The organism is Pseudoalteromonas sp. MMG005 (genome assembly GCF_018101015.1).
Lineage (GTDB): Bacteria > Pseudomonadota > Gammaproteobacteria > Enterobacterales > Alteromonadaceae > Pseudoalteromonas > Pseudoalteromonas aurantia.
In genome coordinates this window covers 169,977-195,566 of record NZ_JAGJEK010000003.1, presented here as the reverse complement: position 1 = coordinate 195,566, position 25,590 = coordinate 169,977, and the positions used below count along the sequence as shown (strand labels likewise).

Below are 25,590 nucleotides of genomic sequence, written 5' to 3'. Positions count from 1 at the left end.
AATTCACCCTTTATACTGAGTGGCCCCCACGTGATACACAATAGACAAGACTATAAGCACTAGGCCATACGATTAAAACTGGCCTAGTAACGCACCGCGTATATTGCGAGATATGGTATGTAAATCAGTCATTCTCTTTTTAGCTTCAAGCATATCAATGCCTTTAATCGCTTCGGCATCTTCTAAGAAAAATGCCATATCAAACTTCTTACGGCGCTTGTTAAATACGTACACCAAAATATAACAATACCCGTCGACCGCATTCGTCGTCCTAAAAAACTCAAAATCGGTATAGCTGAGTTTGGGCTTTACAATATCCGCATCGAGGTTTTTTATAAACACATGCTTTATGTATATTTTTTTCGTTGCAATAGAGTACTTAGTCACATCTCGCAACCCAAATTTATTTAACGATTCAGATGCCACATCCAGTGGTAACAAACTAGTCATCAATGACATATCCTTACTTACTATGAAAACCGACTGTAAACATAATTAAGTAAATGATGTGAAAAAATCTCCCCACAATATAAATAACTTGTGAAATAGCACAATTTACTGTGAATTAATTGGGTTAATCGCGCAGATTCGCCTAGAAAACCACCTAGATTGATGCGAAACGACCCTTTCGTCTTCCAGAGGTAGATCAGCGCCCCGATGCTTATACCCCTATTTCGTCTTCCTGACGAAGCTCAGGACCCATGCCAGTCGTCACACCACCCACGTTCTTCACATAATGGATTCTGAAACAAGTTCAGAACGACGAAGGGTTTGGAGCGTAGGATCCATGTCAGTTACCCTTTACCGCCCGCTCGTTCGTCTTCCTGACGTAGGTCAGGACCTATTTCAGCTACCCTTTATTGCCCTCTCATTCGTCTTCCTGACGTAGGTCAGGACCCATGCCAGTCGTCACACCACCCACGTTCTTCACATAATGGATTCTGAAACAAGTTCAGAACGACGAAGGGTTTGGAGCGTAGGATCCATGTCAGTTACCCTTTACCGCCCGCTCGTTCGTCTTCCTGACGTAGGTCAGGACCTATTTCAGCTACCCTTTATTGCCCTCTCATTCGTCTTCCTGACGCAGGTCAGGACCCAGACGCTTATATCCCTATTTCGTCTTCCTGACGAAGGTCAGGACCCATGCCAGTCGTAACACCACCCACAATCTTCATACAATGGATTCTGAAACAAGTTCAGAACGACGAAGGGTTTGGAGCGTAGGATCCATGTCAGTTACCCTTTATCACCCGCCCGCTCGTTCGTCTTCCTGATGAAGGTCAGGACTCAGACGCTTATATCCCTACTTCGTCTTCCTGACGTAGATCAGGACCCAGACGCTTATATCCCTATTCCGTCCTCCTGACGTAGGTCAGGACCCATGCCCCCCATCACACCACCCACGTTCTTCGCATAATGGATTCTGAAACAAGTTCAGAACGACGAAGGGTTTGGAGCGTAAGATCCATTTCAACTACCCTTTATCACCCTCTCATTCGTCTTCCTGACGCAGATCAGGACCCATTTCAGCTACAATTTATTACCGTCTTCCTGACGAAGGTCAGGACCCATGCCCCCCATCACACCACCCACGATCTTCACATAATGGATTCTGAAACAAGTTCAGAACGACGAGGGTTTGGAACGTAGGACCTATTTCAGCTACCCTTTATTGCCCTCTCATTCGTCTTCCTGACGAAGGTCAGGACCCAGACGCTTATATCCCTACTCCGTCTTCCTGACGTAGGTCAGGACCCATGCCAGTCGTCACACCACCCACAATCTTCATACAATGGATTCTGAAACAGGTTCAGAACGACGAAGGGTTTGGAGCGCAGGAACACCTTCAGAACGACGAAAGTATGACACGAGTACCAAACCACTCTCGTTGTCTTCCTGACGTAGGTCAGGACCCATGCCAGTCGTCACACCACTCACGGTCTTCACACAATGGATTCTGAAACAAGTTCAGAACGACGAAGGGTTTGGAGCGTAGGATCCATGTCAGTTACCCTTTATTGCCCTCTCATTTGTCTTCCTGACGAAGGTCAGGATCCATTTCAACTACCCTTTATCACCCTCTCATTCATCTTCCTGACGCAGGTCAGGACCCATACAATCTCTCCCTTTGCGAACCATACCCAGTATAAATACCCACGCATTTATTTTATCAAAACACCAACAACCCCTTCACTAATTCGCATATAAATATTATCATATCCACGCTAGTTTACATTATGTGATTGCAATGTTATATTTACGTTAAATATAATTAAAATAACCTTTCCATCGATAATTTAAGGATAGGACGTGATCAATGGTGATGACCTTAAGGCCATGCGGAAACAGGCCGGTATTACACAAGCGCAAATGGCAGAAAAGCTGAGTTGTGACAGAAAAACAATCAGTAATTACGAGTTTGGTGTCGGCGAGCCAAAAATGGGGCAACTGTTTAAATGGTTAATGATTTGCAGAGTTGATATTAAACCACTGACAAGTCAAATTGCTAAAATCAGAGATAAGCTGGATTCTGAAGAATAAGCTTTATTCAATAAAGGCATATATAAAATGAAAGCATTATCAATTGAACAATGTAAAGTAATTGCGGGTGGCGGAATTCCGTTCAAGCCACAAGCAGCACCTTCAATCATTATCAAAGTTAATACATGCCCAGCACACAGTTTAAGCATAGTTAATAAGAAAGTTAAGCCATGAAAAACTCAACCATTGTACTAATAACAATCATTGCTACAGCGCTACTTTATACCGTAATTAGTAGCCCTCACTTATCTTCTGCGATGTATATTATTACAATCTCAATTTGTATAATTTACAGTAAATATAAAAATGAGCCGAATATTTCTCACATTGCCACAATAATAGCTGTCAGTTATATTATAGAATATTTAATTTTTCATTTTGCACTTCCCCATGTAAGTGAAATAGTACAAGACAAAACATACTTCAAAGTAATTGCATTTGGTGTTCAGCTGATTGCCGGTTTGATATCTTTTACACTTTTAATTTTTCGCGTTCAAGTATCCAGAATTTTTACAGATTCAAAAAAGGTCAAACTTACTGAATTTGATAGTGTATTGCCCGCTACATATTTATATATAGCTTTAATATCAGCACTTGCAGTAGTTGACAGCTTACTCTCAGGCTATCTAAATTTTCAGTTCCTCAATTTCGTATATAATTACTATGAAATATTCATGTATATTGGGATGGCTGTTATTTTGGGCATACTACTTTCTATGGTAATATGCACAGAAAAGAGCTATAGAAAAAAAGTAAGTATTTAACAATTTTAATGCTGCTATCTATCATTTATTAGAGCTTACTAAATAAGCTCTAGTCTTAGAGTAAAAACTCTTAAAAGCATGTTCCAATGTAGAAACCACCAATTATTAATATAATCATTTTACTTTCCCTATATAATACCTGTAATTATTAAAGGCCTAAGTAGATAAAATAAATGCTTGATGGAAAAGACTTAAAATCCATAAGGAAAAATGCTGGTATCTCGCAAACTGAGATGGCCAAAAAGCTAGACTGTGACCGCAAAACAGTCATCAATTATGAGCAAGGGGTTTGTGAGCCAAAAACAAGCCAGCTTTTTCGATGGTTAAATCTATGTAAAATTGATTTAAAGCCACTCGCCAGCCAAATTCGAAATTTCAAAGAATGTATTTTTTTACTCCTCACCATCCCATTAATGTCAACTGACCTAGTAAGTTATTGTTACTTGGGGATTGTCAGCTTATGTATTGTATACGGGGTTTACAGAAAAGAATGGAATATTGTGCACATTTCATTATTTGTTATTTCTTTATACACATTAGAATACACACTTATAGATTACTTTTATGCATATACCAAAACCTTATTTAGTAGCACTCTAATTACTGCTTGCTTACACTTTGGGTTTCAAATAGCGTTTACATTATTATCTTTTTTAGTATTCACTTTTAGGGTTCAAATTTCTCGTTGCATATCTAATTCAGGAGGCATAAAACGCACTCCCTTTGACAACTTACTTGTATTTATTTATGTTTATACTGGTTTCATTTTATTACTATCAATATCAGAATACATACTATACAACGTATATAAGGTAGAGTTTTTGTCATTTATCTATAATCATTTCGAAAAATTTATTTACTTAGGAATGGCTGCTATTGCGACCACGCTATACTCAATGGTCATCTGCCATGAAAAAGATTTAAAAAAGCAGATAAGCGACACGTAGAAATCATAATTTAGGTATACACTACTTAAATTGTTAAGGCCCTAAGTAGAAAAATAAGTGCTAGATGGAAACGACTTAAAATCCATAAGGAAAAATGCTGGTATCTCGCAAACTGAGATGGCCAAAAAGCTAGACTGTGACCGCAAAACAGTCATCAATTATGAGCAAGGGGTTTGTGAGCTAAAAACAAGCCAGCTTTTTAGGTGGTTGAGTATATGTAAAATCGATTTAAAGCCACTCGCAGCACAGCTTCAGAATATTAAAAACTCTGTGTTCGTCATATTCGCCATTGCGTATCTTTCATCCGAATTCATGATGTCGTTATATATTTCGCTTTTAGTACTACTTCTAACATTTGGTGTTATACGAAAAAACATAGTAATTGCCACATCAACAAGCATTTTACTTTTTATGAATCTTATAGAGTATTATACGTTTTTATTTCTAATGGATTTTCTAAGTAGTCTTGGTAACAAAACACCGTGGCACTCTTCTCTCATTTTTATTGCACAAGCTGTAATTTCATTTTCAATTATATTCTTGCTCATGTATCAAAACAATATCGTTAGGCTTCCTTTATTTAAACCTTAGTACCACGACAGAGGAAATAACTCACTGCTGATCGTCACTCATGCTTATTTCACCATTACATCACTAATAACCGCATTAGAGTATGTACTACACCGTGTTTATTCGTTCAAAAGCTTGGCCTTTCTATATAATAATTATGAAAACTTCATTTACGCTGGGTGGGCTGTAATTATGGCGACATTACTTAGCATGGTTACGAACGACTTAAACAAACAACCATAACTCACAGCTGAAAACACCCTATATAGCCATACAACGTCGTTGAATTACACAATAAATTTACAACTCGTCGTACCCGCTCCCAAATAACAATACTAAGTAACGAACTTTAAGATATTACATAAGAATAAAAAACCAACCACAAGTGTAATTTTAACAATAATTCACATTTCTTCCACATTTGCTTGGCACTGTGACTGAAAGCTCATTATTTATAACTGGATGTAATATGATTTTAAGTTCTTTAGTATTAAGTAATCTATTTGTATTCAGCGCAAACTTAGCGCCTGTTGAACACCTAAAAACACCGCAAAACATAGTGCCTATGCAACTCAATACATCCAGTGAAAACGTTGATACTCCAGCCAGTAACACAACTGACACTATGCTTAATACACTCATTACAGAAAAAAGGTTGAATAGAAGAATTAGGCAGACTCGTCAAGCCCCAAGGATAGACAATCCAATACCACAATTGGGTATGAAACTGTTTTTCTCAAAAGCGCTCGGGGGTGAAAAAACAGTCGCCTGTGCCACCTGCCATCATCCTGAGCTAGGCGGTGCCGATCAACTTTCATTCAGTATTGGTACAAATGCCATTGATCACGATGCCATTGGCCTCGCCCGCAAAGCCATCAATAACGAGGTAACCATACCTCGTAATGCCCCTACAGTGTTTAATACAGGGCTGATGCGTCGCTCTTTATTTTGGGATGGACGTGTTGAGCGAGTACAAGATGCACAAGGAAACCGTACCGATCAAATAAGCACCCCTGACTCTAATTTTAATACACCAGATGGCAATGCTGGAGACACCTTAACCGCAGCGCTGTCACGTTTTCCGGTTACCTCGGTAGAAGAAATGCGTGGAACGGCATTCATACAGGCAACCAATAATGAAGAGGTGAGGCGTCATTTGGCTGAGCGCATTGGCGATTACGGTACAGAAACGGGTGACCTTGCTACCAATGATTGGCTAGCCCAATTTAGAACCGCATTTAACAGCCAAGAATCCGCCGAAAATTTAATTACTTTTAACAGTATCGCTTTGGCACTTGGCCAGTATCAGCAATCCATGGTGCTTATTGACACCGATTGGCATCGATATGTTAATGGCGATAGCAGTGCCTTAACAGAGCAGCAAAAGCGCGGTGCATTGCTGTATTTTACATCGAGAGAAGATGGTGGGGCCGGATGTGATACCTGCCATGGTGGACCACGTTTCACCCGTGAAGGCTTTGTTAATGTGGCCTACCCACAATTCGGTATTGGTACACAGGCTAACAACAGTGATATAGGTCGTGCTGCTATTGAGCCAACCCGCCGTAATCAGTTTGCATTTAGAGTGCCCAGTTTACTCAATGTTAGCCTCACGGCCCCTTACGGTCATGCAGGGTCATTTGAAACTTTAGATCAGGTTGTTGCCCACTATGTTGACCCAGCCACCAGTATTGAACAGTTTTTTCAACGCGGCGGGGCGTGTGGGTTACCCCAATTTGCTGACAACGCAAACTGTGACAGCTTAAACGACCAAGCTCAAGAGAATAGCCAAGCTGCATTAAGACGCTTTGAACGCTCACGGTTTGTAAAACCCATATTAAATTCAGATCAACAGCAAGATCTTGTGGCCTTTTTGCATGCTTTAACCGATCACTGTGCTGCAAATATTGAATGTATACAGCAGTGGGTACCCAATACTGAAGGTGATGATCCTGATAACTTACAGCTAAAGGCCAATTTTACACCTTAATTAACCCTATTCTTCCAACCCTCAATGAGTTGATATTTAAGCACGTAATATCAACTCATTCTTGAACCAAAACCTCATGTTAGCCACGCCAAAACCTCAGAATATAAAACCTAATTAGAACATTAAATCAAGAATATCTTTACACACATTTACAATAATCAACATTTGTCGGATTGCCAAATGTGCTCATCTTTAATACTGTTGCAAAAACATAAAAACCCATAACAGGAACTTGTAGATGAGGCTGTTCAGCTTAATGTTCATTGCGCTGCTGTGCTCAACACCTGCTTTTGCATGCGAAGGCTTACCACAAAAAGCACTGAGTGCTGACGAAGCAACTTGGTCGCCCTATTTACGACGAGGTATGAAACACTTTGGTCTTAAAAATGACGAAATGGCTATTGCATGTTTTGAAAAAATAAAACCCTATGAGCCTGGTATTGCTAACATTCGTATTGCAACGGTGTATCATCTTCGCTTTAAAGCACAGCCCAACAGTAACGAACTTCGTAATCATGCATTAACACATTACAATCGTGCTTTAGAGCACCCTAATAATATTCCTGTTAATATGATACGTTCACACATTACGAAGTTATTGATGTCATTGTCTGAGCAAGAAATCATAGAGTTACAAAGTGCTCGTACCGGAGTAAGTCGTTACAATTATTTTAATGCAGGCTTGTATTACATCATCAAGCAACAACCAAAACAGGCATTACGATTGCTTGAACGCGCGGCTCAAGAAAAATATTGGCATGCCAAACTGCTGCTAGGTTTACTATACAACCCTATCTTTAAATATAACGCACAATATAGCCTATTTAAAAAAGACAGTGATCTTGCCATTGTGTGGTTAGAAAAGGCGTATAATCAAGTACCTACCCAAATGCTAGAACGACAAATACTCCAACTGCAGGAATACCGAAAAGATCCAAAACCAACAACACCTTCAACTGAGCACCAAGTGGCCACAAAATAGGTGTTCATTACCAATAAAGATTCTGAAACAAGTTCAGAACGACGAAGGGTTTCGTCTTCCTGACGTAGGTCAGGATCCATATAACCCCCATCACAACCCATAGACTCTGAAACGAGTTCAGAGCGACGAAAGTGGGCTGCTACATTTCAATCCCTCCTCGTTCGTCTTCCTGACGCAGGTCAGGACCCATAGCAACCGTCACACCACCCGGCGATCTTCACCTAATGGATTCTGAAACAAGTTCAGAACGACGGAGGGTGTGAAACGCCATGCCAGCTTCCCTCCTTCGTCTTCCCTCCTTCGTCTTCCCTCCTTCGTCTTCCCTCCTTCGTCTTCCCTCCTTCGTCTTCCCTCCTTCGTCTTCCCTCCTTCGTCTTCCCTCGTTCGTCTTCCCTCCTTCGTCTTCCCTCGTTCGTCTTCCCTCCTTCGTCTTCCTGACGCAGGTCAGGACCTATTTCAGCCACCCTTTATGCCCTCCTCGTTCGTCTTCCTGACGTAGGTCAGGACCCATACCACTCGTCACACCACCCGCGCTCTTCACCTAATGGATTCTGAAACAAGTTCAGAACGACGAAAGTGTTTTCGTCTTCCTGACGTAGGTCAGGATCCATTTCAGCCACCCTTTATTGCCCTCCTCGTTCGTCTTCCTGACGTAGGTCAGGACCCATACCACTCGTCACACCACCCGCGACCTTCACCTAATGGATTCTGAAACAAGTTCAGAACGACGAAAGTGCTGCTACATTTCAATCCCTCCTCGTTCGTCTTCCTGACGTAGGTCAGGATCCATTCAACGTTTAACCACCACAGCTAATAAACCGATTTAGCATATAAATCATTGGTGTAAGCAGATGTAATAACATTTTATTTATCTAAACCGGATAATGACTGTGCCATTTAAAGGTAAGTGGCTAAACCATTGTTATCAATAATAAGGAAGTAACTTATGAATCACGACAATTGTAATCATGACTGTGCACAATGCGCTTGTCACAACCCGCTTTGGAACAGTTACGAAACTCAGGAGTCTTTGAGCAACTTTACTCAATCAATAAAAGAGTATGCAAAACAGCTTGGTACGTCTGAATCTTTACTCCCTGCGGGGTTTGTCATGTATTCTGGCGGCGTGATCCGCCCTATGATTAACGGTTCAACCGACCAAGTTGAAGCGATTGGCTTTGCAAATGGCAAAGTCTTCGCGGTAGGTAATTTAAGTGATGTAAGCGCCCAAATGCGCGCACTTGGCATGCAACCCAACAATCACCTTATATTAGAAGAAAATCAAACACTCCTACCAGGTTTAATTGAGCCTCATGTGCATATTGTTCCGACAGCACTGACCATGGGCTGGATTGATTTAGGCGCGTTCACGGGTCAGCATTTAAACCCAGATTACAGCCTAGATTACGTACTTAACCAAGTTAAGCAGTTTGCGCCTGAAAAGCCGGGAGATTGGATTTTAGGTACTGGCGTTGACCCTGCGCTTATGCCCTTTGAACATGAAGGGGAATGTAAAGACAGCGCACCACAACTTGCTGATATCACCGTTGTTGCATTAGATAAATTAAGAGACGACAATACTCCAATATTTCTAATGTCGGCATCGTTACACACCGCTTATGTAAACACCGCAGCCCTAGAGAAAATTAAACCATTTTTTCCCGCAGACGAGCAAATCGACTTTGTTAAAAACATAACCGAGCAAGGAGCTTTGCAAGAACTTTCACAAATATTTCCTGCTTTTAGCGCCATACCTAAATCTCAAAATTTATCTGCATTAGAAAACTTACCTCGCTACATCGCTGAAATTTTTTCTACGGCCAATAAACGCGGCGTAACCATGATGTACGAAGCCGGCATGAAGCCAATGATGTGTGAAATGTTAAAGCTCTATCGAAAATTTACTCCGCATAATATGCGCGTTGGCTACGCAAAACTGTGCGAATCAGTTGCCGATGCAGAAGCATTGACTGACTTTACGCCCATCACCGAGCAAAGCTTAGCTGAAGTGTTTCAAGCCGGTGTTAAGTTAGTTTCTGATGGATCCAACCAAGGGTTAACCGGTTATCAGTCAGAACAGTACAGTTGTAACCCCGTTAATAATTACGGTATTTTTAATTATAGCTATGATGCCACAGAACAAACCGACAATAGCAAACCAAATTATCAGAAAATGGTAAATACCATTATCAATAAAGGCTGGCCTATTTTAATTCATGCTAACGGTAATCATGCAATTGATATTGCACTTGATGTATATGAAAACGCACTTGCTGGCGAATCAGGTATTTATAAGCGTCATCGTATTGAACACTGCTCATTATTAAGTGACTACAGCGCAAAGCGCATGCAAGAAATAGGCATTTCACCTAGCTTTTTAATTGGTCATGTTGGTTACTGGGGCTACGCCTTTGAAAAAGTTATCTTCAAGAGTAAGTCGCACATGCTCGACCGCTGTAAAACCATGCTTGACCTAAATAGCCGAATTACCTTACACAGTGATTTATCAGTGAGCCCAACTGGCCCGTTACGCATGATGGAGCAAGCAGTAACCCGTATTATGGAAAAATCTTCCAAGCACCACGTGTTAAATGAAAGTGAGTGCATTACCCGAGAACAAGCGCTTAAAGCCATCACATATGATGCAGCATGGCAATGCCATGTTGATGAATGGGTGGGCAGTTTAGCTAAAAACAAACTGGCCGATTACGTTATTTTAGCTGAAGATCCGCTCACAATTAGTGACGCAAGAAAAATACGCGACATACCGGTATTACAAACTTGGGTAGGTGGGAAGCTACGCTACCAGTACCAACTTTTTAGCTAATCGCATTACGTATTTAAAGTTAAAGGAAACACACTTCGTATAATCGCTTAGAAAAAATAATGTTAAGGATGACATTATTTTTAATCAAACCAATGAACGGGAAAGTCATAGCTTTGCGTGAATAATCGCCTTTTGTGTTTACAAAAAATATACAAGCCTTTAAATTACATACTTAACTTTCAATTGCGCAGAATCAAATCATGACTTTTAGCAGCAAAATAAACACACTACGACCATACAATACGCAAGGGAATACGCGAGGCAACGTCAATAGCAGTTTAGAAAGTGACAGAGGCCGTATTATCAACAGTGCAGCACTACGGCGTTTACAACAAAAAACTCAGGTATTTCCGTTAGAGCGCAACGCAGCAGTACGATCACGGTTAACCCATTCATTAGAAGTACAACAAAATGGTCGGTTTATTGCTCAGTCTATTATTGCAGAGCTAAAAAAGCGTGGCTTGCACCATTATATTCAATCAAATTCACAGGAAGATTTAGAAAGCGCACTCGTCACATTATGTGAAATGGCTTGCCTTATGCACGATATTGGCAACCCTGCATTTGGTCATTTTGGCGAAGCCGCAATAAACGACTGGTTCAAACGCTATTTACTAAATCACAGTGAGTACAACACATCATCACATACTGCATTGAATGCAACACAAAGCTGTGAATTAACCCTCACTGAGCAACTTTTGCTTGATGTATGTAGCTTTGAAGGCAATGCCCAAGCAATACGCATCGTACACACCCTTTCAACCCTCAATCTTACCTACAGCCAAACAGCCAGTATTCTGAAATATACCCGTGCAGCAACCACTCCAAAATCACAGGTGCCGAACAATAAATCTTACTTGCAAAAAAAAGTCGGCTTTTACTACAGCGAAAATAAATTTGTGATGCAATTGTGGGACAAGCTCAACATTGAAGCCGGTAACCGCCACCCAGCTGCCTATATAATGGAAGCCGCAGATGACATAGCTTATTGCTTAGCAGACATGGAAGATGCGGTTGAAAAAGGCATCATCACTGTATTAGAGCTAAAAGGGTTGTTAATCGATGAGTACACCCAAATCATCAAAAAACAGCGCCTTAATGATAGTAGCTATATGAAAGATAAAGTTGATAGCGCCTTTAAGAAAGCCCAAATTAACCCTGCTAATTTTGAAAATGATTTTTTTATTTTTTTAAGAGTTAAGCTATTACACCCGTTAGTCACACACGCCACACAGCGATTTGTCGACAACCTAGATGCCATTTACCACGGCCATTTTAACGAAGCATTATTAGAAGATAACGGCTATCAACACTGTGTAACTCAAACGCTTAAAAATGTGGCACTAAAGCACGTATTCTCTCATAAAGAAGTTGAGCAATTAGAGCTCCAAGGTTACAAAATTACCAGTGGAATACTCAATGAATATCAACGAGTATTAGATCTCTCAAGTACGCAATTCATTGATTTACTTGAAAATGGGAGGGCTTACCCAGTAGAAAAAAGACTCGTAAAACGTATATCGAAAAAGTTTGTCGCGGTTTATCAGCAAAGTGTTGCAGAGCTCCCGCCAGAACATGCAACTAATTCTATATACGAGTTTTACTACCGCTGCCGACTGTTACAAGATTTCATCAGCGGCATGACAGACCAATTTGCGTACGATACCTATCGCACGCTTACTGTTTCGGAATAAATCACTAAACTAGGAAACAATGGACTCTGAAATAAATTCAGTGCAACAAGCGTGGGTTACAGCGTTTAAAGCTCACCATATTCCCCCTAGCGCAAGTCAGAACTCCATCCTATTTCGTCTCCCTGACCCAGGTCAGGGCCCATGTCAATCAAACACTCCAAAACCAACCTCCACACCCAACTTCATACCCAATCCCCCGCATCACTCGTCTCCCCGACGCAGGTCAGGGTCCATCCAACCATCACGGCTCATTTTCGAACCCCCCAAAACCTAGGCCCTGAAATAGATTCAGGGAAACAAAGAGTTTAAAACGCTACATCAGTCGCTTCTATTAACTTAGGCCCCAACGTCTCATATTCGTCTCCCTGACGAAGGTCAGGGCCCATACCAACCATCACGGTTCATTTTCGAATACCCTCAAACCTAGACCCTGAAATAAATTCAGGGAGACAAAGAGTTTAAAACACCCCACCATTCGTCTCCCTGACGAAGGTCAGGGTCCATGCCAACCATCACGGCTCATTTTCGAATACCGAAAAACCTAGACCCTGAAATAAATTCAGGGAGACAAAGAGTTTAAAATGCTACATCAGTCGTTTCTATTAACTTAGGCCCCAACGTCTCATATTCGTCTCCCTGACGAAGGTCTGGGTCCATGCCAACCATCACGGCTCATTTTCGAATACCGAAAAACCTAGACCCTGAAATAAATTCAGGGAGACAAAGAGTTTAAAACGGTACATCAGTCGTTTCTATTAACTTAGGCCCCAACGTCTCATATTCGTCTCCCTGACGTAGGTCAGGGCCCATGCCACTTACTTACGCTTTACTATCAAATACTCTCAAACCTAGACCCTTAAATAGATTCGGGAGACAAATAAAAAACTAACCATGACGCAAAACTGTATCACCATTCTCCCCCCATACTCCTCTACCTGACGCAGGTCAGGATCCATACTTGTCACGTCACCCAAGTCTCATTACCCGCGCGCCACAAGCAATAGATTCTGAAACACGTTCAGAACGACAATGCTGAGCTTTCACGCTACTTGGCAAGTAAATGATGTAAAGTAAAAATAAGAGTAAAGTAGGTAATAAACGAGGTGAGTAGAAATAATTAAAATAGTGCTAAATTGACAAAGCGTGGCCAATATTAATCATATTAGCCACTCGTTTAAATTACTTAGTACGCCCAGTACCACCACAGATCCTAGGATCAGAAGGGCGAGTATTGCAACCTGCATACAAGGTAAAATTAACATCTTCAGCACCACCAGCCGCAACTGGTGTTAATGCCATTGGTAAATCTTTATTACTGAGTGTTTTTAGTGATTTTTTATTGAGTAATAATTTCATGTATATACATTCCTTTTAGTTTAATCATTTCCAAAATGAGGTTATAAATTACACAGCAAGGTTAAGGCTGTCTACAAATAAGTTGAACTAATTTAATATTAAATACCAAAAAATTCGCTTTGCTACGGCAGTTCAGAAACGGTTAAGGTGTATAATTAATCTTAGTGGCGGTACCAATCAAGTAGCAGCACTCATCACATCTATTGCTCCCATCCCGCGTATGAATAGAGTAAGTTTTTAACCTAGTATCGATGCACAGTTAATTTACTTTTCGTAAAACGTACAAACGCTTGCTCTAGGTTACCTTGACGCGCTGTTAAGTATGTCCAAACTTTATCATTTCCCAACGTGTCACATTTGTTGCTCTGCTCAGCCAGTAAATACTTTCTTAATAATAACTTACGGGTAACATCGCTTGCTAAAAAGTATACAAATGCCCAGCTACTTCTATACATTTGAGCATAATTCGACTTACGCCAATGTGGGCTAGTATGAACTAACTTACGAGGCTGGATCATCGACTTTAACAGACGCCCATTCAACGATACCCAGCTTTTATTCGGTTCAATAATACTGGCTTGCATGTGTACATGAGTATATTCAAAATATTCAGCCAACCCCTCATTAAACCATTTAGGCGTATCACCAATAACAGCTTCATTAATTGCGTGCACTGCTTCATGAACTGCCACCTTAATAGTGTGTTCAAACGTGCCATATTTTATATATGCTGTATTTTTACTACCAAAGTAAACGCCAGTTGTTCCGGTAGGATCCCCCCCTAAACTTTTAACCTCATGGTTATAAGCTCTGGTATTGGGCAATATATGTAGATTTAGCTTCACCTTACGCATAACTTTTAAACCAACTAAAGTTGCATAAGCTCTAAAAACGGCCCGTAAATTTGCAGAAAGCTGATTTTTAAACCGAACAGGCAACCCTCGGGCTTGCACGTTAAGTTCGAAATAGTCTAATGTATTATTTTTAGTAGTTTGGTAAAGCTCTGCCGCAGAGTGTGGTTTTTTATCACTAAAATTTTTAATTCCTCGCTCATCAACCCAAGTATAAATACCATCTACTTGCTCATATTTTACAGCTCCTAAGTTGGCTTTTTCACAACTTTTACGGAACATTTTGTGGTTATTATGAATATAAGTCGATTCTTTAGATAAAATTACGGAGGGTTGCGATACATGAGACTCAGATATTTTTGTTGGATCAGTGACGGCTGGCTGTGTATGCAAAGAACTAAACCAAAACTGCCTGTTACTAAAAAAATATGATAAAGAAATCAAAGTAATAACCAGTACAGTTATCATTATAAAACGCGTCCATCCCTGCATTTAACTATCCTTAGTCTATGAGTGTTGATTTACTAGCCGTCTGGTAAATCAACAGCATCTGTATTTTAACACTTAACGACAATCCGTATACCCTTCATCGAATTTGTCCCCCTGACGAAGCTCTGGGGCCATCCAACCAAACACTCGAAAGCTAAACCCAACTCCACATCCCCCCCCACATCACTCGTCTCCCTAACGTAGGTCAGGGCCCATGCCAACCATCACGGTTCATTTTCGAATACCCCAAAACCTAGACCCTGAAATAAATTCAGGGAGACAAAGAGTTTAAAACGCTACATCAGTCGCTTCTATTAACTTAGGCCCCAACGTCTCATATTCGTCTCCCTGACGCAGGTCAAGGTCCATGCCAACCAAGCACGGTTCATTTTCGAATACCCTCAAACCTAGACCCTGAAATAAATTCAGGGAGACAAAGAGTTTAAAACGCTACATCAGTCGCTTCATTAACTTAGGCCCCAACGTCTCATATTCGTCTCCCTGACGCAGGTCAGGGTCCATCCAACCATCACGGCTCATTTTCGAATCCCCCAAAACCTAGGCCCTGAAATAGATTCAGGGAAACAAAGAGTTTAAAACGCTACATCAGTCGCTTCTATTAACTTAGGCCCCAACGTCTCATATTCGTCTCCCTGACGAAGGTCAGGGCCCATTCAACCTAGCACGCCCTAACCCAACCCCCCACCATTCGTCTCCCTGACGTAGGTCAGGGTCCATGCCAACCAAACACTGCAAAGCCAAGGCTAATCTCCTACCCAACATCCTTTTCAAACTTCATCCCTTCCAAACCTCCCCCCAATAAATTAAACTAAACCTCGTTTCAAGGAGTTACAGCAACCACAACACAGCAGTAAAGGAAATAAACGTGGAACAAATCGGCATTTACGAGCAGCTCATCACCCAAGTGGTCGAGCAAAACCTCAACAGAGAACGCTTTTACGTAGGTGAGCGTGTGCTTGAAAGTGCCGAAGCCGCTACTTGGCTGTCACGCTTTTTAGCAAAGCTGGTAGAACATGCCATCAATGCTATACCTAACTCCAGTTACAGCTATAGAATAGAAAGAGTACGTTCTGGACAACCTGTAAACTTATAGATTAATACTCAATCCTATACACTATATTTCGGTTTGCTTTCTGCCACACACCCTAGCTCAACATTTGGTTGCTGATAATTAAAATCAACAGCTTCAAACTCATTCACACCTACCCACAACTTCGCACTATTCGTCTGCGCTACTTGATACGCCCAGTCACTTACTGAACGCGATTTATCTGCATCGCAGTTAAAGTAATCACTCAGCTCACGGGTTAAATGTTGGCTATGTATAACGAGATTTTGTTCTTCCCAGCGCTCGCGATGTTGCTGCGCGGCTAAAAAGTCGCGTTTATTGTTGTTACAAGTGCTGTGCGCAGCCACAAAGTTGTGGCCTAAGTCGTTTGCATAGCGGGCAAACGGAATGAAATGGTCAACTTCGGTTTTGTTGTTCAAAGGCTTTTGGCAGTAAAAACACTTGCTCTGTTGTAACTCTATTAAAACAGGTTTGGCTTTGCTGAGTGCGTTACGGTCGAAACCAAATAAAAAGTCGTGCAGTTGGCTTTGTGGGCCAATCAATGTTTGATTGTGTTTTATGCTTTGAATTTTTTGCAGCCACGCATTTTTAGCCAAGTAAACCACTAAGTCATAAAAGCGGCGAAAGCAGCTAGCAATACCTGCATTTAAGGTGATGTATTGCGTGCTATGGGTATGCGGGTATAAAAAGCATTCAGCTTGTTTTGCCAATATTTGTAAACGCCACAGTGGGCCTGTTTTGAGCGTGGCTAAGGCGGCATTAAATGTTGGTTTATACAAGTGGCTTTGCTTTAGAGCACGTAAATTACGAATGTTGCTTTGTTGGCACTCATACAACACCGAGATCACTTTAGATTGCACACCACTGTTTTGCTTTAATAAAGCGTTTTCACCTGTTCGATCTGCTGCAAAAGGCACGGCATGGTGCCAATATAGAACTATGAGCTTATCCGCTAAGGTGGCTAAGTCTATTTTGAGTGTTGCTTTTTCAGATATTAGCGGCTGCTCTACACATACGTCAGCTAATGCATGGAGTAAGGCAAACTTATACGTGGCACTGAAGTCGCCTTCAACCAGTAAGCGCTGAATGTAAGCGATAAAATCAAGCTGTTGCTGTTGGTTATCACTCATAAGACGATTCTTCACAAGGTGACTTTTTCACCACCACATTCAACCAGACTTGCTCGCTTCTATCAGGGCGCTGATCTTTGCTTTGCCATACTTTAACCACGTTTAAACTGGGTATTTGTGCCAGTACATCTTCTAGGCATGTTTCGGTTAAATCACTGAATGTGCGGTTGCCGTCGCTGCGCTCACCCTTGCCGTATTTGAATGAAGCGTACAAAATACCATTGGGTTTTAATGCGCTAGCGAGTTTGGTGAAACGGTCTGGGAGCTCATTATGGGCAACATGTAAGAGGCTGGCGCAACACCATATGCCGTGATATTGCGCCTGCTCTTTAACTTGTCGAAAGGTTTTTACGTACACGCTTTGCTGTAAATGAAAGCTGGCAATGTCGGCCAGCTCACTGCAGGCATCAAAGGCAGTGACTTTATAGCCGAGTTGCTTAAACGCCAGTGCATCGCGCCCTGCGCCGCAACCTGCATCGAGAATATGTATTTTTTCATGCTCGCTGTTATGCGGCAGTGGTAACAGTGGCAAAAACTCTTTGTATAGCTCGCCCATATCAACGTGTAGTGTTGACTGTGCAAAAGCCTGCGCATTGTTAGCATAATACTCAAGCGTGTTTATTGAGGTGGCACTTGTGTTCATATTGTTTGTATTCGAACTCTGAGTATTAGAAAAAGAAGGTGTATTAGTCATAGCCGACACTCTATAGACATTTCATCAACTGGCGCTCTTTTACAACAGTAGTACTTGTGGGTAGCAATACCTGATGTTTTTGCATGTTTATTGAGCCCTGGGCCGCTTAAAACCACGTGATATAAGCGCATTCAAATTCCTGTTAGTTCTGCACAGCTAAGTTATATAAGGATGTATAAATTAGCTGCTACGGCTGTACTGCTTCCTTCAACCGTTTATTTTTGGTGACTAAAAACGTATTTGTTAATGTATTGCTATGCCAAAAGTGACCAACTTTTACATGAGCTTTTACTTTATATTTGGTAATTTATCACGATTTATAAGCGCTTGAATAGTCTCTGCGATTAAATCCATACAAATAAAGCGGTTTATTGGTTACGTTATTTTTACATTATGCTATTTCTCAGTTGGGTTAGCTGTAGACCCTGACCTGCGTCAGGGAGACGGAGTATGAGTGGTTGGGTAAAAGTCGAGTGAGATACGTGGATCCTGACCTGCGTCAGGAAGACAGTGTGTGAGTGGCTGGTTAAAGTCGAGTACGTTACATGGATCCTGACCTGCGTCAGGAAGACGGAGTGTGAGTGACTGATTTAGGGTCGAGTACGTTACGTGGACCCTGACCTACGTCTGGAAGACGAAGTGTGAGTGACAGATTTAGAGTCGAGTACGTTACGTGGGTCCTGACCTGCGTCAGGAAGACGAAGTGGAGGTGCCCGCCTTATTCGTCGCTCTGAACTGGTTTCAGAGTCTATTGGTTTAGTTTATTGTTTCGATCATATGCGTTACATGGATCCTGACCTGCGTCAGGAAGACGGAGTGTGAGTGACTGATTTAGGGTCGAGTACGTTACGTGGGTCCTGACCTACGTCAGGAAGACGAAGTGGAGGTGCCCGCCTTATTCGTCGCTCTGAACTGGTTTCAGAGTCTATTGGTTTAGTTTATTGTTTCGATCATATGCGTTACATGGATCCTGACCTGCGTCAGGAAGACGGAGTGTGAGTGACTGATTTAGGGTCGAGTACGTTACGTGGGTCCTGACCTACGTCAGGAAGACGAAGTGGAGTTGCCCGCCTTATTCGTCGCTCTGAACTCGTTTCAGAGTCTATGTGGTTTAGTTTATTGTTTCGATCATATACATCACGTGGATCCTGACCTGCGTCAGGTAGACGAAGAGGACGTGCCCGCCTTATTCGTCGTTCTGAGTATGATTTAGGGTTTATTTGATTTATCTTGAATAACTGTAATAATTTACTTTTATAAGTAGGTATAACAGGATGTTATATCTACCTCAGTCTGACTTATTAATGTTGTTTTAAAGGACTAATACATGCAACCTACCACCTATATTCTGGCATCAAAGCCAAACGGCACTCTATATATTGGCGTGACTCGAGATCTTAAAAAGCGAATTTACGAGCATAAATGCCATTTTATCGATGGGTTTACCAAACGTTATAACGTGACCCAATTAGTGTATTTTGAAACGCATGCTGATATGTACCATGCTATTAACCGTGAAAAACAACTTAAAAACTGGCGCCGGCAGTGGAAAGTTAATTTAATTGAAAAGGTTAACCCGCAATGGGACGACTTGTATTACTGTATTTAATTGAAAGACTTTGATTCTGGCCCATGTCAGAGAAACGAAGTACAGTAATAAGCTGAGTTTAGTCTGGTTTAAATGGGCCCTGACCTTCGTCAGGGAGACAAAATGTAGAATGCCTGACTTTGAGTCCTGTGCGTTACGTAGATCCTGACCTTCGTCAGGAAAACAAAGTTTGGGTAGCTGACGGCGTATGGGTGGCTAACTTGAAGTCGCTCTGTGTTTGATTCTGAGTTTATGTGGTGTAGTTGCTTATCTTGAGATGGGTCCTGACCTACGTCAGGAAGACGAAATGTGAACACACTCATTATTCGTTGCTCTGTGTTTAATTCTGAATTTATGCGGTTTAGTTGTTTGTCTTGAGATGGGCCCTGACCTTCGTCAGGGAGACAAAATGTAGAGTGCCTGACTTTAAGCCCTGTGCGTTACGTGGGCTCTGACCTGCGTCAGGAAGACGAATTAGGTAACCAATGCTTCTCTATATTCGTCGCTCGTTGCTCTGAAGGTGTTTCGTAGTCTATTTAGGTCAGAAATGAATACCGTAAATATCAACGCTAAAAAATACAAATAAAAACATAATTTGTACCTTTTATTAGATATCATTCATGGCATGTAGTGTATATTGCGTACCCAATGTAATTTTAAAATAAAAGGATATTTCAAATGCATAAAAAAATACTCGCATACTCTGCGTTAATCGTGTCAACTTTTATATATAGCGCTCAGGCTAAAGCTGTTGACTTGTCATTGGGTGGGGGTTATCCATTTCTAGTTGTACCAACCATCTCACTAACAAATTCAGATATTCGATATTATGCTAACTACAAAGCTGGGTTAGATGATGGTTTCAGTTTGGGCGCAGAAATATTAAACGGTAAACATAAATACGGGGCGTTCATTGGCGCTGTTGGGGCTCGAAAAACTGACGTACGCTGCTCTGATTCAACATTTCTGTGTATTAGCCTTTTTGATCATCAAACCACACAAGGTATTGGTCTAAGCTATGAGTACCATTTGTCTAGCAACCTAAACTCAGGGTGGGCTGTGCGACTTGAAGCGGGTTACGGCGAAGAATCTTATGGTTATGAAAAACGCACCGATGGCAATATACAATTTATTTATCACTTTTAAACAGGTCATATCAGTTTAAAAAAGCACCGCCTCATGACGGTGCTTTCTGAAAGAAGTGCTAATTAACCTCAGCTCTGGATAAGCGAATTTTCCCAATAAAGCTATTTTTCTCACTCTTGTTTTCAAAACATTCTCTATTCAAAAACCCTTACCCAAACCTGAGGTTAACTAGTTACACTTCCAGCATTTACCTGAAACAGGTGTGCTGTACCAAGTTGCGCCCCTTGCCTTGCGGCTTTCAGCCCAGTCTTGAATAGCAGGATATGCTTGAATAATGTCAACCGACTCCATCGGATGCAACCAAGATGTCGAAATTTCAAGTGCCCAAGGGTGCCCTGCTGGGGTCATATAAGTCTCCCCCCCTACTTCAGTATTATCAGCACCGGTTTTGAAAAAACCTGTATTTGCTAACGCTGTGGGGGCATAGTTTGGCAAATGTACTTCTCGACCTCGGTCACTCACTCTATAAATAAACGGGTTAAATGGTGCATTACCAATTGCCAATGGGCTGACTGGTTCAACAAAAATCAAGCTCATCGTTACTGGAATAACCGAGCGTTCATCTCCACTTTGGGTATTAAAGAATGAATATGTTAGCGAATCATTGGTTGCTGAATGGGTATTTTTTAAGACCGCGACCACTAACTCACTGCTGTGACCTGCTTCTGCGGTAACCGCCTCAGATTGGCCGTTAATCGCCACATTAATACTTTCTACATTGGCACTGGTGGTACCTGAAAAAGCAATTGCAAAACCACTGGCCAGTGTCGCACCTCTGGCTTGAATATTGCCGGTTAAGTCAATTTGCTTAACCAATCCATTGGCATCTTTTATAACGTTAAAGCGATGAGTGATCACTAAATCATTTAGGTCGTAATCTCCTTTGTCTGGCCATAAATCTTCGTACGCGAGCGTTGACTCTACCGAATAATTGTTACTTGCGCGTTTGCCGTCGTTTGGATAGTCGTCATTGTTATCATTGATACCATCACAATCACTGTCATTTTCACCTAACATCCAAGTAAAGAATGCAGGGTCACTCACCAAGCCATTACTGTCAGTTGCAATAACTTGTACACGCCACGTTTCGCCCGCGCTCACCTGTGACGATAATACCGTATTACCCGTATGATCCGTTTTACCTGCAACTTCATCATCTACCACTTCACCTTGGCCTATATCAACAAACCAACGATATTCATAACTAACCACGTCCCCATCAGGGTCTGCATTTGCACTATTTGATACATTCACAACAAAATCGTTGTTTGCGGTTGCACACCCTTGAGGTGACCCATTCAGTGTGGGTGTATAAGGTGCATCATTTGCAGTTATTGCATAGGTAATGGTTAAAAGACTGTAGTCAAGCGTTGTTCTCCACCAAACATAATTATGGTTCATATCAATGTCTAAAAACACATCCATTAAGCCATCATCCAAAATATAGGATGTTGGTACATCAAATGGCGTTTCTGACCAAGTGCCATTAGTCCCTTGTAATAAACCAGGGTTTAGGTCATTACCATCAACACTAATACCGTCATATTCACCGCTGGTGCCATGAAAAGCTTCAGAGTCAATATCGAAACCTCTTATCAATAAGATTGCACTCTGTATTTTAACCAACGGATTTGATGCTTCACTGAAACTGTGCTGCCAACCATAGTCTTGCCCTGAGTGTGAATAATAATTAAAACCGTACCCACTTGGTGCAACATAATGAGGTGATGTACTGTCTTTATTAATTTTCTGGGTGTAAGTGAACGTACCATCTTGATTATCAACCGTATCGGTTTCAGTCGCTGCGGCAAATACATAAGGCGTTTGAAAAACAAGTGCGATGCCAAGGCTTAGGCTATATTTCATGTTCATAATTATTCTCCATCCCCAACGGGAATTTCAATATCACAGGGCACTTCTATTTCACCGGTGATTTCGTCTTTACTGAACACCTTGCTGCACAGTTTGTTTCCTACGGTAACTTCTATCTTTACCCCATACCATTCACTTGGGAATTTTAATTTGGTGCGTGTTTCTCCGGTTCTATCTGTTAAGCTTTTTTGCAATGGGTTTTCAACTTCATTACGGTTTGCATCAAGCGCCACAATTTTCATAAAGTGCTTGCCGCCAATACCAGCAAGTGCACCATCGGGCCGCATTGTTGTGCTGACGGTTTTAATTTTCACTTCGTCGTCTTTATACATAGACCAATCGAACTGCGCAGGAACGGTCACGTTTTCGAGGCTCAATATGCTAGGCTCTGGCGCTGGTTCAGTTACCGGCTCAGGTTCTACAACGGGTGGTGGTGTATCTTGACCAGAACTGGGGGTTGTTAATGCTGGTGTGCTGCTATCGCTTTGGGAACCACCGCCACATGCAGCTAAAAATACACTTGTAGCAATAAACATATATCTCAAAATCATGTTTGCTCTCCAACCTAATAAAATTACTCAATAAGCTCAGCGTTATCACTCTGCTTTGCCAATAAATACAGGTGTTCCAACAACGCTTAGTTAAAAGCAGGAACATAAAGGTGTTTGGTAATACACAACAGTTAAATATTCATGCCAGTGATCAGAGCAATGTCATTTTCACAGCATAAAATCAGTGTTCACTTTACGGTTTGGCCAGTACGTAAATAAAACAATTAAAATCAACTAATTACATAAACAAAAAACTTAACATAATTAAACAACGCGGTGTTTATGGTGAGAAAATAGTGCGCCTAAATTTAGGCCCGCACCATTTTGCAATGCACTTTCATTCGTATATTGCAAAATACATCATAATTTATTGCCAATTTAAAATTCCGTTTTTGTTAAATTAGTGAACGCTTTCAGGGCGGCCATGAAAATAACTGGCAACAATTTTGCGCTATAAACCAGCCAAAAGGTGTTGCGACTTTTCAGGTGGCTATGTCAATATTTACAGCATCTATCGGCTTCGGTATTATGTGCGGCTAAATGTTATAAAGGTTTGTACTTTTGAAAAGGTTAATACTAAGTTTCAGTTGCTTGGCTGCAGCAACGCACGCTCACAGCACCCCCTCTACTTCATTGGAAGTTGGTTACTCACAACTCAATATATCTGATCTAGACGACCTAAAAGTAAAAGGCCCACAGCTCTCAGTTAAAAGTGCTTTCCCCGCTTTTTATCTAACTGGCGTATACCGACAGCTCACAACCGATATGCGCGGCTTCTTTGCATTAGAACACAATCAACAATCAATCTCTGGCGGCAGCGATTTTGATATAGATGTAGATTTCATTGAGCTTGGCATCGGTAAAATGATCACATTAAGTGACACATCATATTTAAATATCCACGGTTACCTTAGTAAAATATCATTAGACGTAGACGGCCATGAACGTTATACCCACATTACTGAAGATGGTACTGTTAACGTAGTGTATGACGAACCATTTTCAGAAAGCGATTCAGTCGATTTGTTAACGTTTAAAGTGCACTATCGAAAATACATCGATCAATTCTATCTAGAAGCAGGTATTGGTGCAGAATCAGATTCAAGCGTTAATATTAAACGTGTAAAAAGTGAAGGAAGCGAAACGAATCTAATTTTATCTGCTGAGTTCGGATACAACTTCAACAGTCAATGGGCAACTAATGTTCGCTATTTCAATAGCAAAGACTACAGTATTACGTCAGCGAACATCAGCTATAATTTTTAGCACTCAATTACTATTTTGAGATATCGCGCTCGATTACGCTCAGTGTTACAGCCTCACTGAACGTATATTGACCACTTCGTCTTCCTGAACTTGGTTCAGGATCCACATTAAAGGCTCCCTAAGCCTAGTATAACCACTTCGTCTTCCTGAACTTGGTTCAGGATCCACGCATCAGCTCCAATATACACATGGACCCTGACCTACGTCAGGGCGACGAAGAAGCGTTGAGCTTGTGTGCGACGAATGAGTGAAGAACTTGTGTGAAACGAATGAGTGTCTAACTTGTGTGAGACGAGTAGATGCTAAACTTGAATGTTTCAACAATAAAAAGCCTCGCTAAGCCTAGTTCACCCACGTCGTCTTCCTGAACTTGGTTCAGGACCCACAATAGAAAGCCTCCCTAAGCTTAGTTCACCCACGTCGTCTTCCTGAACTTGGTTCAGGATCCACACATCTGCTCCAATATACGCATGGACCCTGACCTACGTCAGGGCGACGAAGAAGCGTTGAGCTTGTGTGCGACGAATGAGTGTGAACTTCTGGAAGACGAATGAGTGTCGAACTTGAATGTTTCAACAATAAAAAGCCTCCCTAAGCCTAGTATAACCCACGTCGTCTTTCTGAACTTGGTTCAGGATCCACACTTCTACTCCAATATACACATGGACCCTGACCTACGTCAGGGCGACGAAGAAGTGTTGAGCTTGTGTGCGACAAATGAGTGTGAACTTGTGTACGACGAAGAAGTGTTGAGCTTGTGCGAGACGAAGAAGTGTTGAGCTTGTGCGAGACGAGTAGATGCTGAACTTGAATGTTTCAACAATAAAGGACATGCCAAAGCCTAGTTCACCCACTTCGTCTTCCTGAACTTGGTTCAGGATCCACGCATCTACTCCAATATACGCATGGACCCTGACCTACGTCAGGGCGACGAAGAAGTGTTGAGCTTGTGTGAAACGATAAGAGTGTCGAACTTGTGCGAGACGAGTAGATGCTAAACTTGAATGTTTCAACAATAAAGGACATGCCAAAGCCTAGTTCACCCACTTCGTCTTCCTGAACTTGGTTCAGGATCCACGCACATCAGTTCCAATATACACATGGACCCTGACCTACGTCAGGGCGACGAAGAAGCGTTGAGCTTGTGCGAGACGAGTAGATGCTAAACTTGAATGTTTCAACAATAAAAGGCATGCCAAAGCCTAGTATAACCCACTTCGTCTTCCTGAACTTGGTTCAGGA

General features: G+C 41.6%; 21 protein-coding genes. 13 read left to right on the top strand and 8 right to left on the bottom strand.

Annotated elements, in window-relative coordinates; all coding sequences use genetic code 11:
* Window positions 1-72: 72 nt before the first annotated feature.
* Together J8M01_RS04270 and J8M01_RS04265 are read right to left on the bottom strand one after the other, a co-directional pair.
* The gene (locus J8M01_RS04270) at window positions 73-450 is read right to left on the bottom strand and encodes a hypothetical protein (protein ID WP_210998470.1); all 378 of its coding nucleotides are present in this window, start codon (window positions 448-450) and stop codon (window positions 73-75) included.
* A 1,335-nt stretch (window positions 451-1,785) separates the two neighbouring features.
* Window positions 1,786-1,947 carry a hypothetical protein gene (locus tag J8M01_RS04265; protein ID WP_211057131.1) on the bottom strand — a complete coding sequence of 54 codons (162 nt, stop codon included), beginning with the start codon at window positions 1,945-1,947 and terminating at the stop codon, window positions 1,786-1,788.
* A gap of 363 nt (window positions 1,948-2,310) precedes the next feature.
* Between J8M01_RS04265 and J8M01_RS04260 the strand changes: the two genes are divergently transcribed.
* The 9 genes from J8M01_RS04260 (at window position 2,311) to dgt (ending at window position 12,315) form a co-directional block, all read left to right on the top strand.
* Window positions 2,311-2,541 carry a helix-turn-helix transcriptional regulator gene (locus J8M01_RS04260; RefSeq protein WP_192509988.1) on the top strand — a complete coding sequence of 77 codons (231 nt, stop codon included), beginning with the start codon at window positions 2,311-2,313 and terminating at the stop codon, window positions 2,539-2,541.
* Between the two features lie 27 nt (window positions 2,542-2,568).
* Window positions 2,569-2,715, top strand: coding sequence for a hypothetical protein (locus tag J8M01_RS04255; RefSeq protein ID WP_211057130.1), 147 nt, complete (start codon window positions 2,569-2,571; stop codon window positions 2,713-2,715).
* Window positions 2,712-3,305 carry a hypothetical protein gene (locus J8M01_RS04250; protein ID WP_211057129.1) on the top strand — a complete coding sequence of 198 codons (594 nt, stop codon included), beginning with the start codon at window positions 2,712-2,714 and terminating at the stop codon, window positions 3,303-3,305. Before J8M01_RS04255 ends, J8M01_RS04250 begins: the two co-directional genes overlap by 4 nt.
* Before the next feature lie 173 nt (window positions 3,306-3,478).
* On the top strand, window positions 3,479-4,252 hold the full coding sequence (locus J8M01_RS04245) for a helix-turn-helix transcriptional regulator (RefSeq protein WP_211057128.1): 774 nt from the start codon (window positions 3,479-3,481) through the stop codon (window positions 4,250-4,252).
* Window positions 4,253-4,309: 57 nt separating this feature from the next.
* Entirely contained in the window at window positions 4,310-4,843 is a 534-nt protein-coding gene (locus tag J8M01_RS04240) for a helix-turn-helix transcriptional regulator (RefSeq protein ID WP_211057127.1), read from the top strand.
* Between the two features lie 448 nt (window positions 4,844-5,291).
* Window positions 5,292-6,812, top strand: a complete 1,521-nt coding sequence (locus J8M01_RS04235; RefSeq protein WP_211057126.1) for a cytochrome c peroxidase — start codon at window positions 5,292-5,294, stop codon at window positions 6,810-6,812.
* Between the two features lie 238 nt (window positions 6,813-7,050).
* On the top strand, window positions 7,051-7,794 hold the full coding sequence (locus J8M01_RS04230; protein ID WP_211057125.1) for a hypothetical protein: 744 nt from the start codon (window positions 7,051-7,053) through the stop codon (window positions 7,792-7,794).
* Between the two features lie 946 nt (window positions 7,795-8,740).
* A complete protein-coding gene (locus J8M01_RS04225; protein WP_211057124.1) occupies window positions 8,741-10,621 on the top strand; it encodes an amidohydrolase in 1,881 nt (626 codons plus the stop codon).
* A gap of 200 nt (window positions 10,622-10,821) precedes the next feature.
* Entirely contained in the window at window positions 10,822-12,315 is a 1,494-nt protein-coding gene (gene dgt, locus J8M01_RS04220) for a dGTPase (protein ID WP_210998548.1), read from the top strand.
* A gap of 1,179 nt (window positions 12,316-13,494) precedes the next feature.
* Here dgt and J8M01_RS04215 read toward each other — a convergent pair.
* Together J8M01_RS04215 and J8M01_RS04210 are read right to left on the bottom strand one after the other, a co-directional pair.
* Window positions 13,495-13,671: a hypothetical protein gene (locus tag J8M01_RS04215; RefSeq protein WP_211051723.1), complete on the bottom strand. Its 177-nt coding sequence runs from the start codon at window positions 13,669-13,671 to the stop codon at window positions 13,495-13,497.
* A 242-nt stretch (window positions 13,672-13,913) separates the two neighbouring features.
* Window positions 13,914-15,014, bottom strand: coding sequence for a DUF1570 domain-containing protein (locus J8M01_RS04210; RefSeq protein ID WP_211057123.1), 1,101 nt, complete (start codon window positions 15,012-15,014; stop codon window positions 13,914-13,916).
* Window positions 15,015-15,897: 883 nt separating this feature from the next.
* Between J8M01_RS04210 and J8M01_RS04205 the strand changes: the two genes are divergently transcribed.
* On the top strand, window positions 15,898-16,125 hold the full coding sequence (locus tag J8M01_RS04205) for a hypothetical protein (protein ID WP_211057150.1): 228 nt from the start codon (window positions 15,898-15,900) through the stop codon (window positions 16,123-16,125).
* 14 nt (window positions 16,126-16,139) lie between these two features.
* On the opposite strand, the gene J8M01_RS04200 is transcribed toward J8M01_RS04205, so the two are convergent.
* Together J8M01_RS04200 and J8M01_RS04195 are read right to left on the bottom strand one after the other, a co-directional pair.
* Window positions 16,140-17,231 (bottom strand): HNH endonuclease, encoded by a 1,092-nt coding sequence (locus tag J8M01_RS04200; RefSeq protein ID WP_211057122.1) that lies wholly within the window; start codon window positions 17,229-17,231, stop codon window positions 16,140-16,142.
* A complete protein-coding gene (locus J8M01_RS04195) occupies window positions 17,224-17,874 on the bottom strand; it encodes a class I SAM-dependent methyltransferase (RefSeq protein ID WP_211057149.1) in 651 nt (216 codons plus the stop codon). Before J8M01_RS04195 ends, J8M01_RS04200 begins: the two co-directional genes overlap by 8 nt.
* 1,378 nt (window positions 17,875-19,252) lie before the next feature.
* Between J8M01_RS04195 and J8M01_RS04190 the strand changes: the two genes are divergently transcribed.
* Complete coding sequence (locus J8M01_RS04190; protein ID WP_211057121.1) at window positions 19,253-19,534, top strand: GIY-YIG nuclease family protein; 282 nt, start codon at window positions 19,253-19,255, stop codon at window positions 19,532-19,534.
* Between the two features lie 657 nt (window positions 19,535-20,191).
* A complete protein-coding gene (locus J8M01_RS04185; protein WP_211057120.1) occupies window positions 20,192-20,659 on the top strand; it encodes a hypothetical protein in 468 nt (155 codons plus the stop codon).
* 168 nt (window positions 20,660-20,827) lie between these two features.
* Here J8M01_RS04185 and J8M01_RS04180 read toward each other — a convergent pair whose 3' ends face one another.
* Together J8M01_RS04180 and J8M01_RS04175 are read right to left on the bottom strand one after the other, a co-directional pair.
* Window positions 20,828-22,531 carry an LruC domain-containing protein gene (locus tag J8M01_RS04180; protein WP_211057119.1) on the bottom strand — a complete coding sequence of 568 codons (1,704 nt, stop codon included), beginning with the start codon at window positions 22,529-22,531 and terminating at the stop codon, window positions 20,828-20,830.
* Window positions 22,532-22,533: 2 nt separating this feature from the next.
* Window positions 22,534-23,082, bottom strand: coding sequence for a hypothetical protein (locus tag J8M01_RS04175; protein WP_211057118.1), 549 nt, complete (start codon window positions 23,080-23,082; stop codon window positions 22,534-22,536).
* 561 nt (window positions 23,083-23,643) lie between these two features.
* Between J8M01_RS04175 and J8M01_RS04170 the strand changes: the two genes are divergently transcribed.
* On the top strand, window positions 23,644-24,348 hold the full coding sequence (locus J8M01_RS04170) for a hypothetical protein (RefSeq protein WP_211057117.1): 705 nt from the start codon (window positions 23,644-23,646) through the stop codon (window positions 24,346-24,348).
* The last annotated feature ends 1,242 nt before the right edge of the window (window positions 24,349-25,590 follow it).

Excerpts from the sequence above, each read along its gene's own strand:
- J8M01_RS04270 (WP_210998470.1), bottom strand. The coding sequence starts at position 450 with ATGACTAGTTTGTTACCACTGGATGTGGCATCTGAATCGTTAAATAAA.
- J8M01_RS04255 (WP_211057130.1), top strand. The coding sequence starts at position 2,569 with ATGAAAGCATTATCAATTGAACAATGTAAAGTAATTGCGGGTGGCGGA.
- J8M01_RS04250 (WP_211057129.1), top strand. The coding sequence starts at position 2,712 with ATGAAAAACTCAACCATTGTACTAATAACAATCATTGCTACAGCGCTA.
- J8M01_RS04245 (WP_211057128.1), top strand. The coding sequence starts at position 3,479 with ATGCTTGATGGAAAAGACTTAAAATCCATAAGGAAAAATGCTGGTATC.
- J8M01_RS04235 (WP_211057126.1), top strand. The coding sequence starts at position 5,292 with ATGATTTTAAGTTCTTTAGTATTAAGTAATCTATTTGTATTCAGCGCA.
- J8M01_RS04230 (WP_211057125.1), top strand. The coding sequence starts at position 7,051 with ATGAGGCTGTTCAGCTTAATGTTCATTGCGCTGCTGTGCTCAACACCT.
- J8M01_RS04225 (WP_211057124.1), top strand. The coding sequence starts at position 8,741 with ATGAATCACGACAATTGTAATCATGACTGTGCACAATGCGCTTGTCAC.
- dgt (WP_210998548.1), top strand. The coding sequence starts at position 10,822 with ATGACTTTTAGCAGCAAAATAAACACACTACGACCATACAATACGCAA.
- J8M01_RS04215 (WP_211051723.1), bottom strand. The coding sequence starts at position 13,671 with ATGAAATTATTACTCAATAAAAAATCACTAAAAACACTCAGTAATAAA.
- J8M01_RS04210 (WP_211057123.1), bottom strand. The coding sequence starts at position 15,014 with ATGCAGGGATGGACGCGTTTTATAATGATAACTGTACTGGTTATTACT.
- J8M01_RS04200 (WP_211057122.1), bottom strand. The coding sequence starts at position 17,231 with ATGAGTGATAACCAACAGCAACAGCTTGATTTTATCGCTTACATTCAG.
- J8M01_RS04195 (WP_211057149.1), bottom strand. The coding sequence starts at position 17,874 with ATGAACACAAGTGCCACCTCAATAAACACGCTTGAGTATTATGCTAAC.
- J8M01_RS04190 (WP_211057121.1), top strand. The coding sequence starts at position 19,253 with ATGCAACCTACCACCTATATTCTGGCATCAAAGCCAAACGGCACTCTA.
- J8M01_RS04185 (WP_211057120.1), top strand. The coding sequence starts at position 20,192 with ATGCATAAAAAAATACTCGCATACTCTGCGTTAATCGTGTCAACTTTT.
- J8M01_RS04180 (WP_211057119.1), bottom strand. The coding sequence starts at position 22,531 with ATGAACATGAAATATAGCCTAAGCCTTGGCATCGCACTTGTTTTTCAA.
- J8M01_RS04175 (WP_211057118.1), bottom strand. The coding sequence starts at position 23,082 with ATGATTTTGAGATATATGTTTATTGCTACAAGTGTATTTTTAGCTGCA.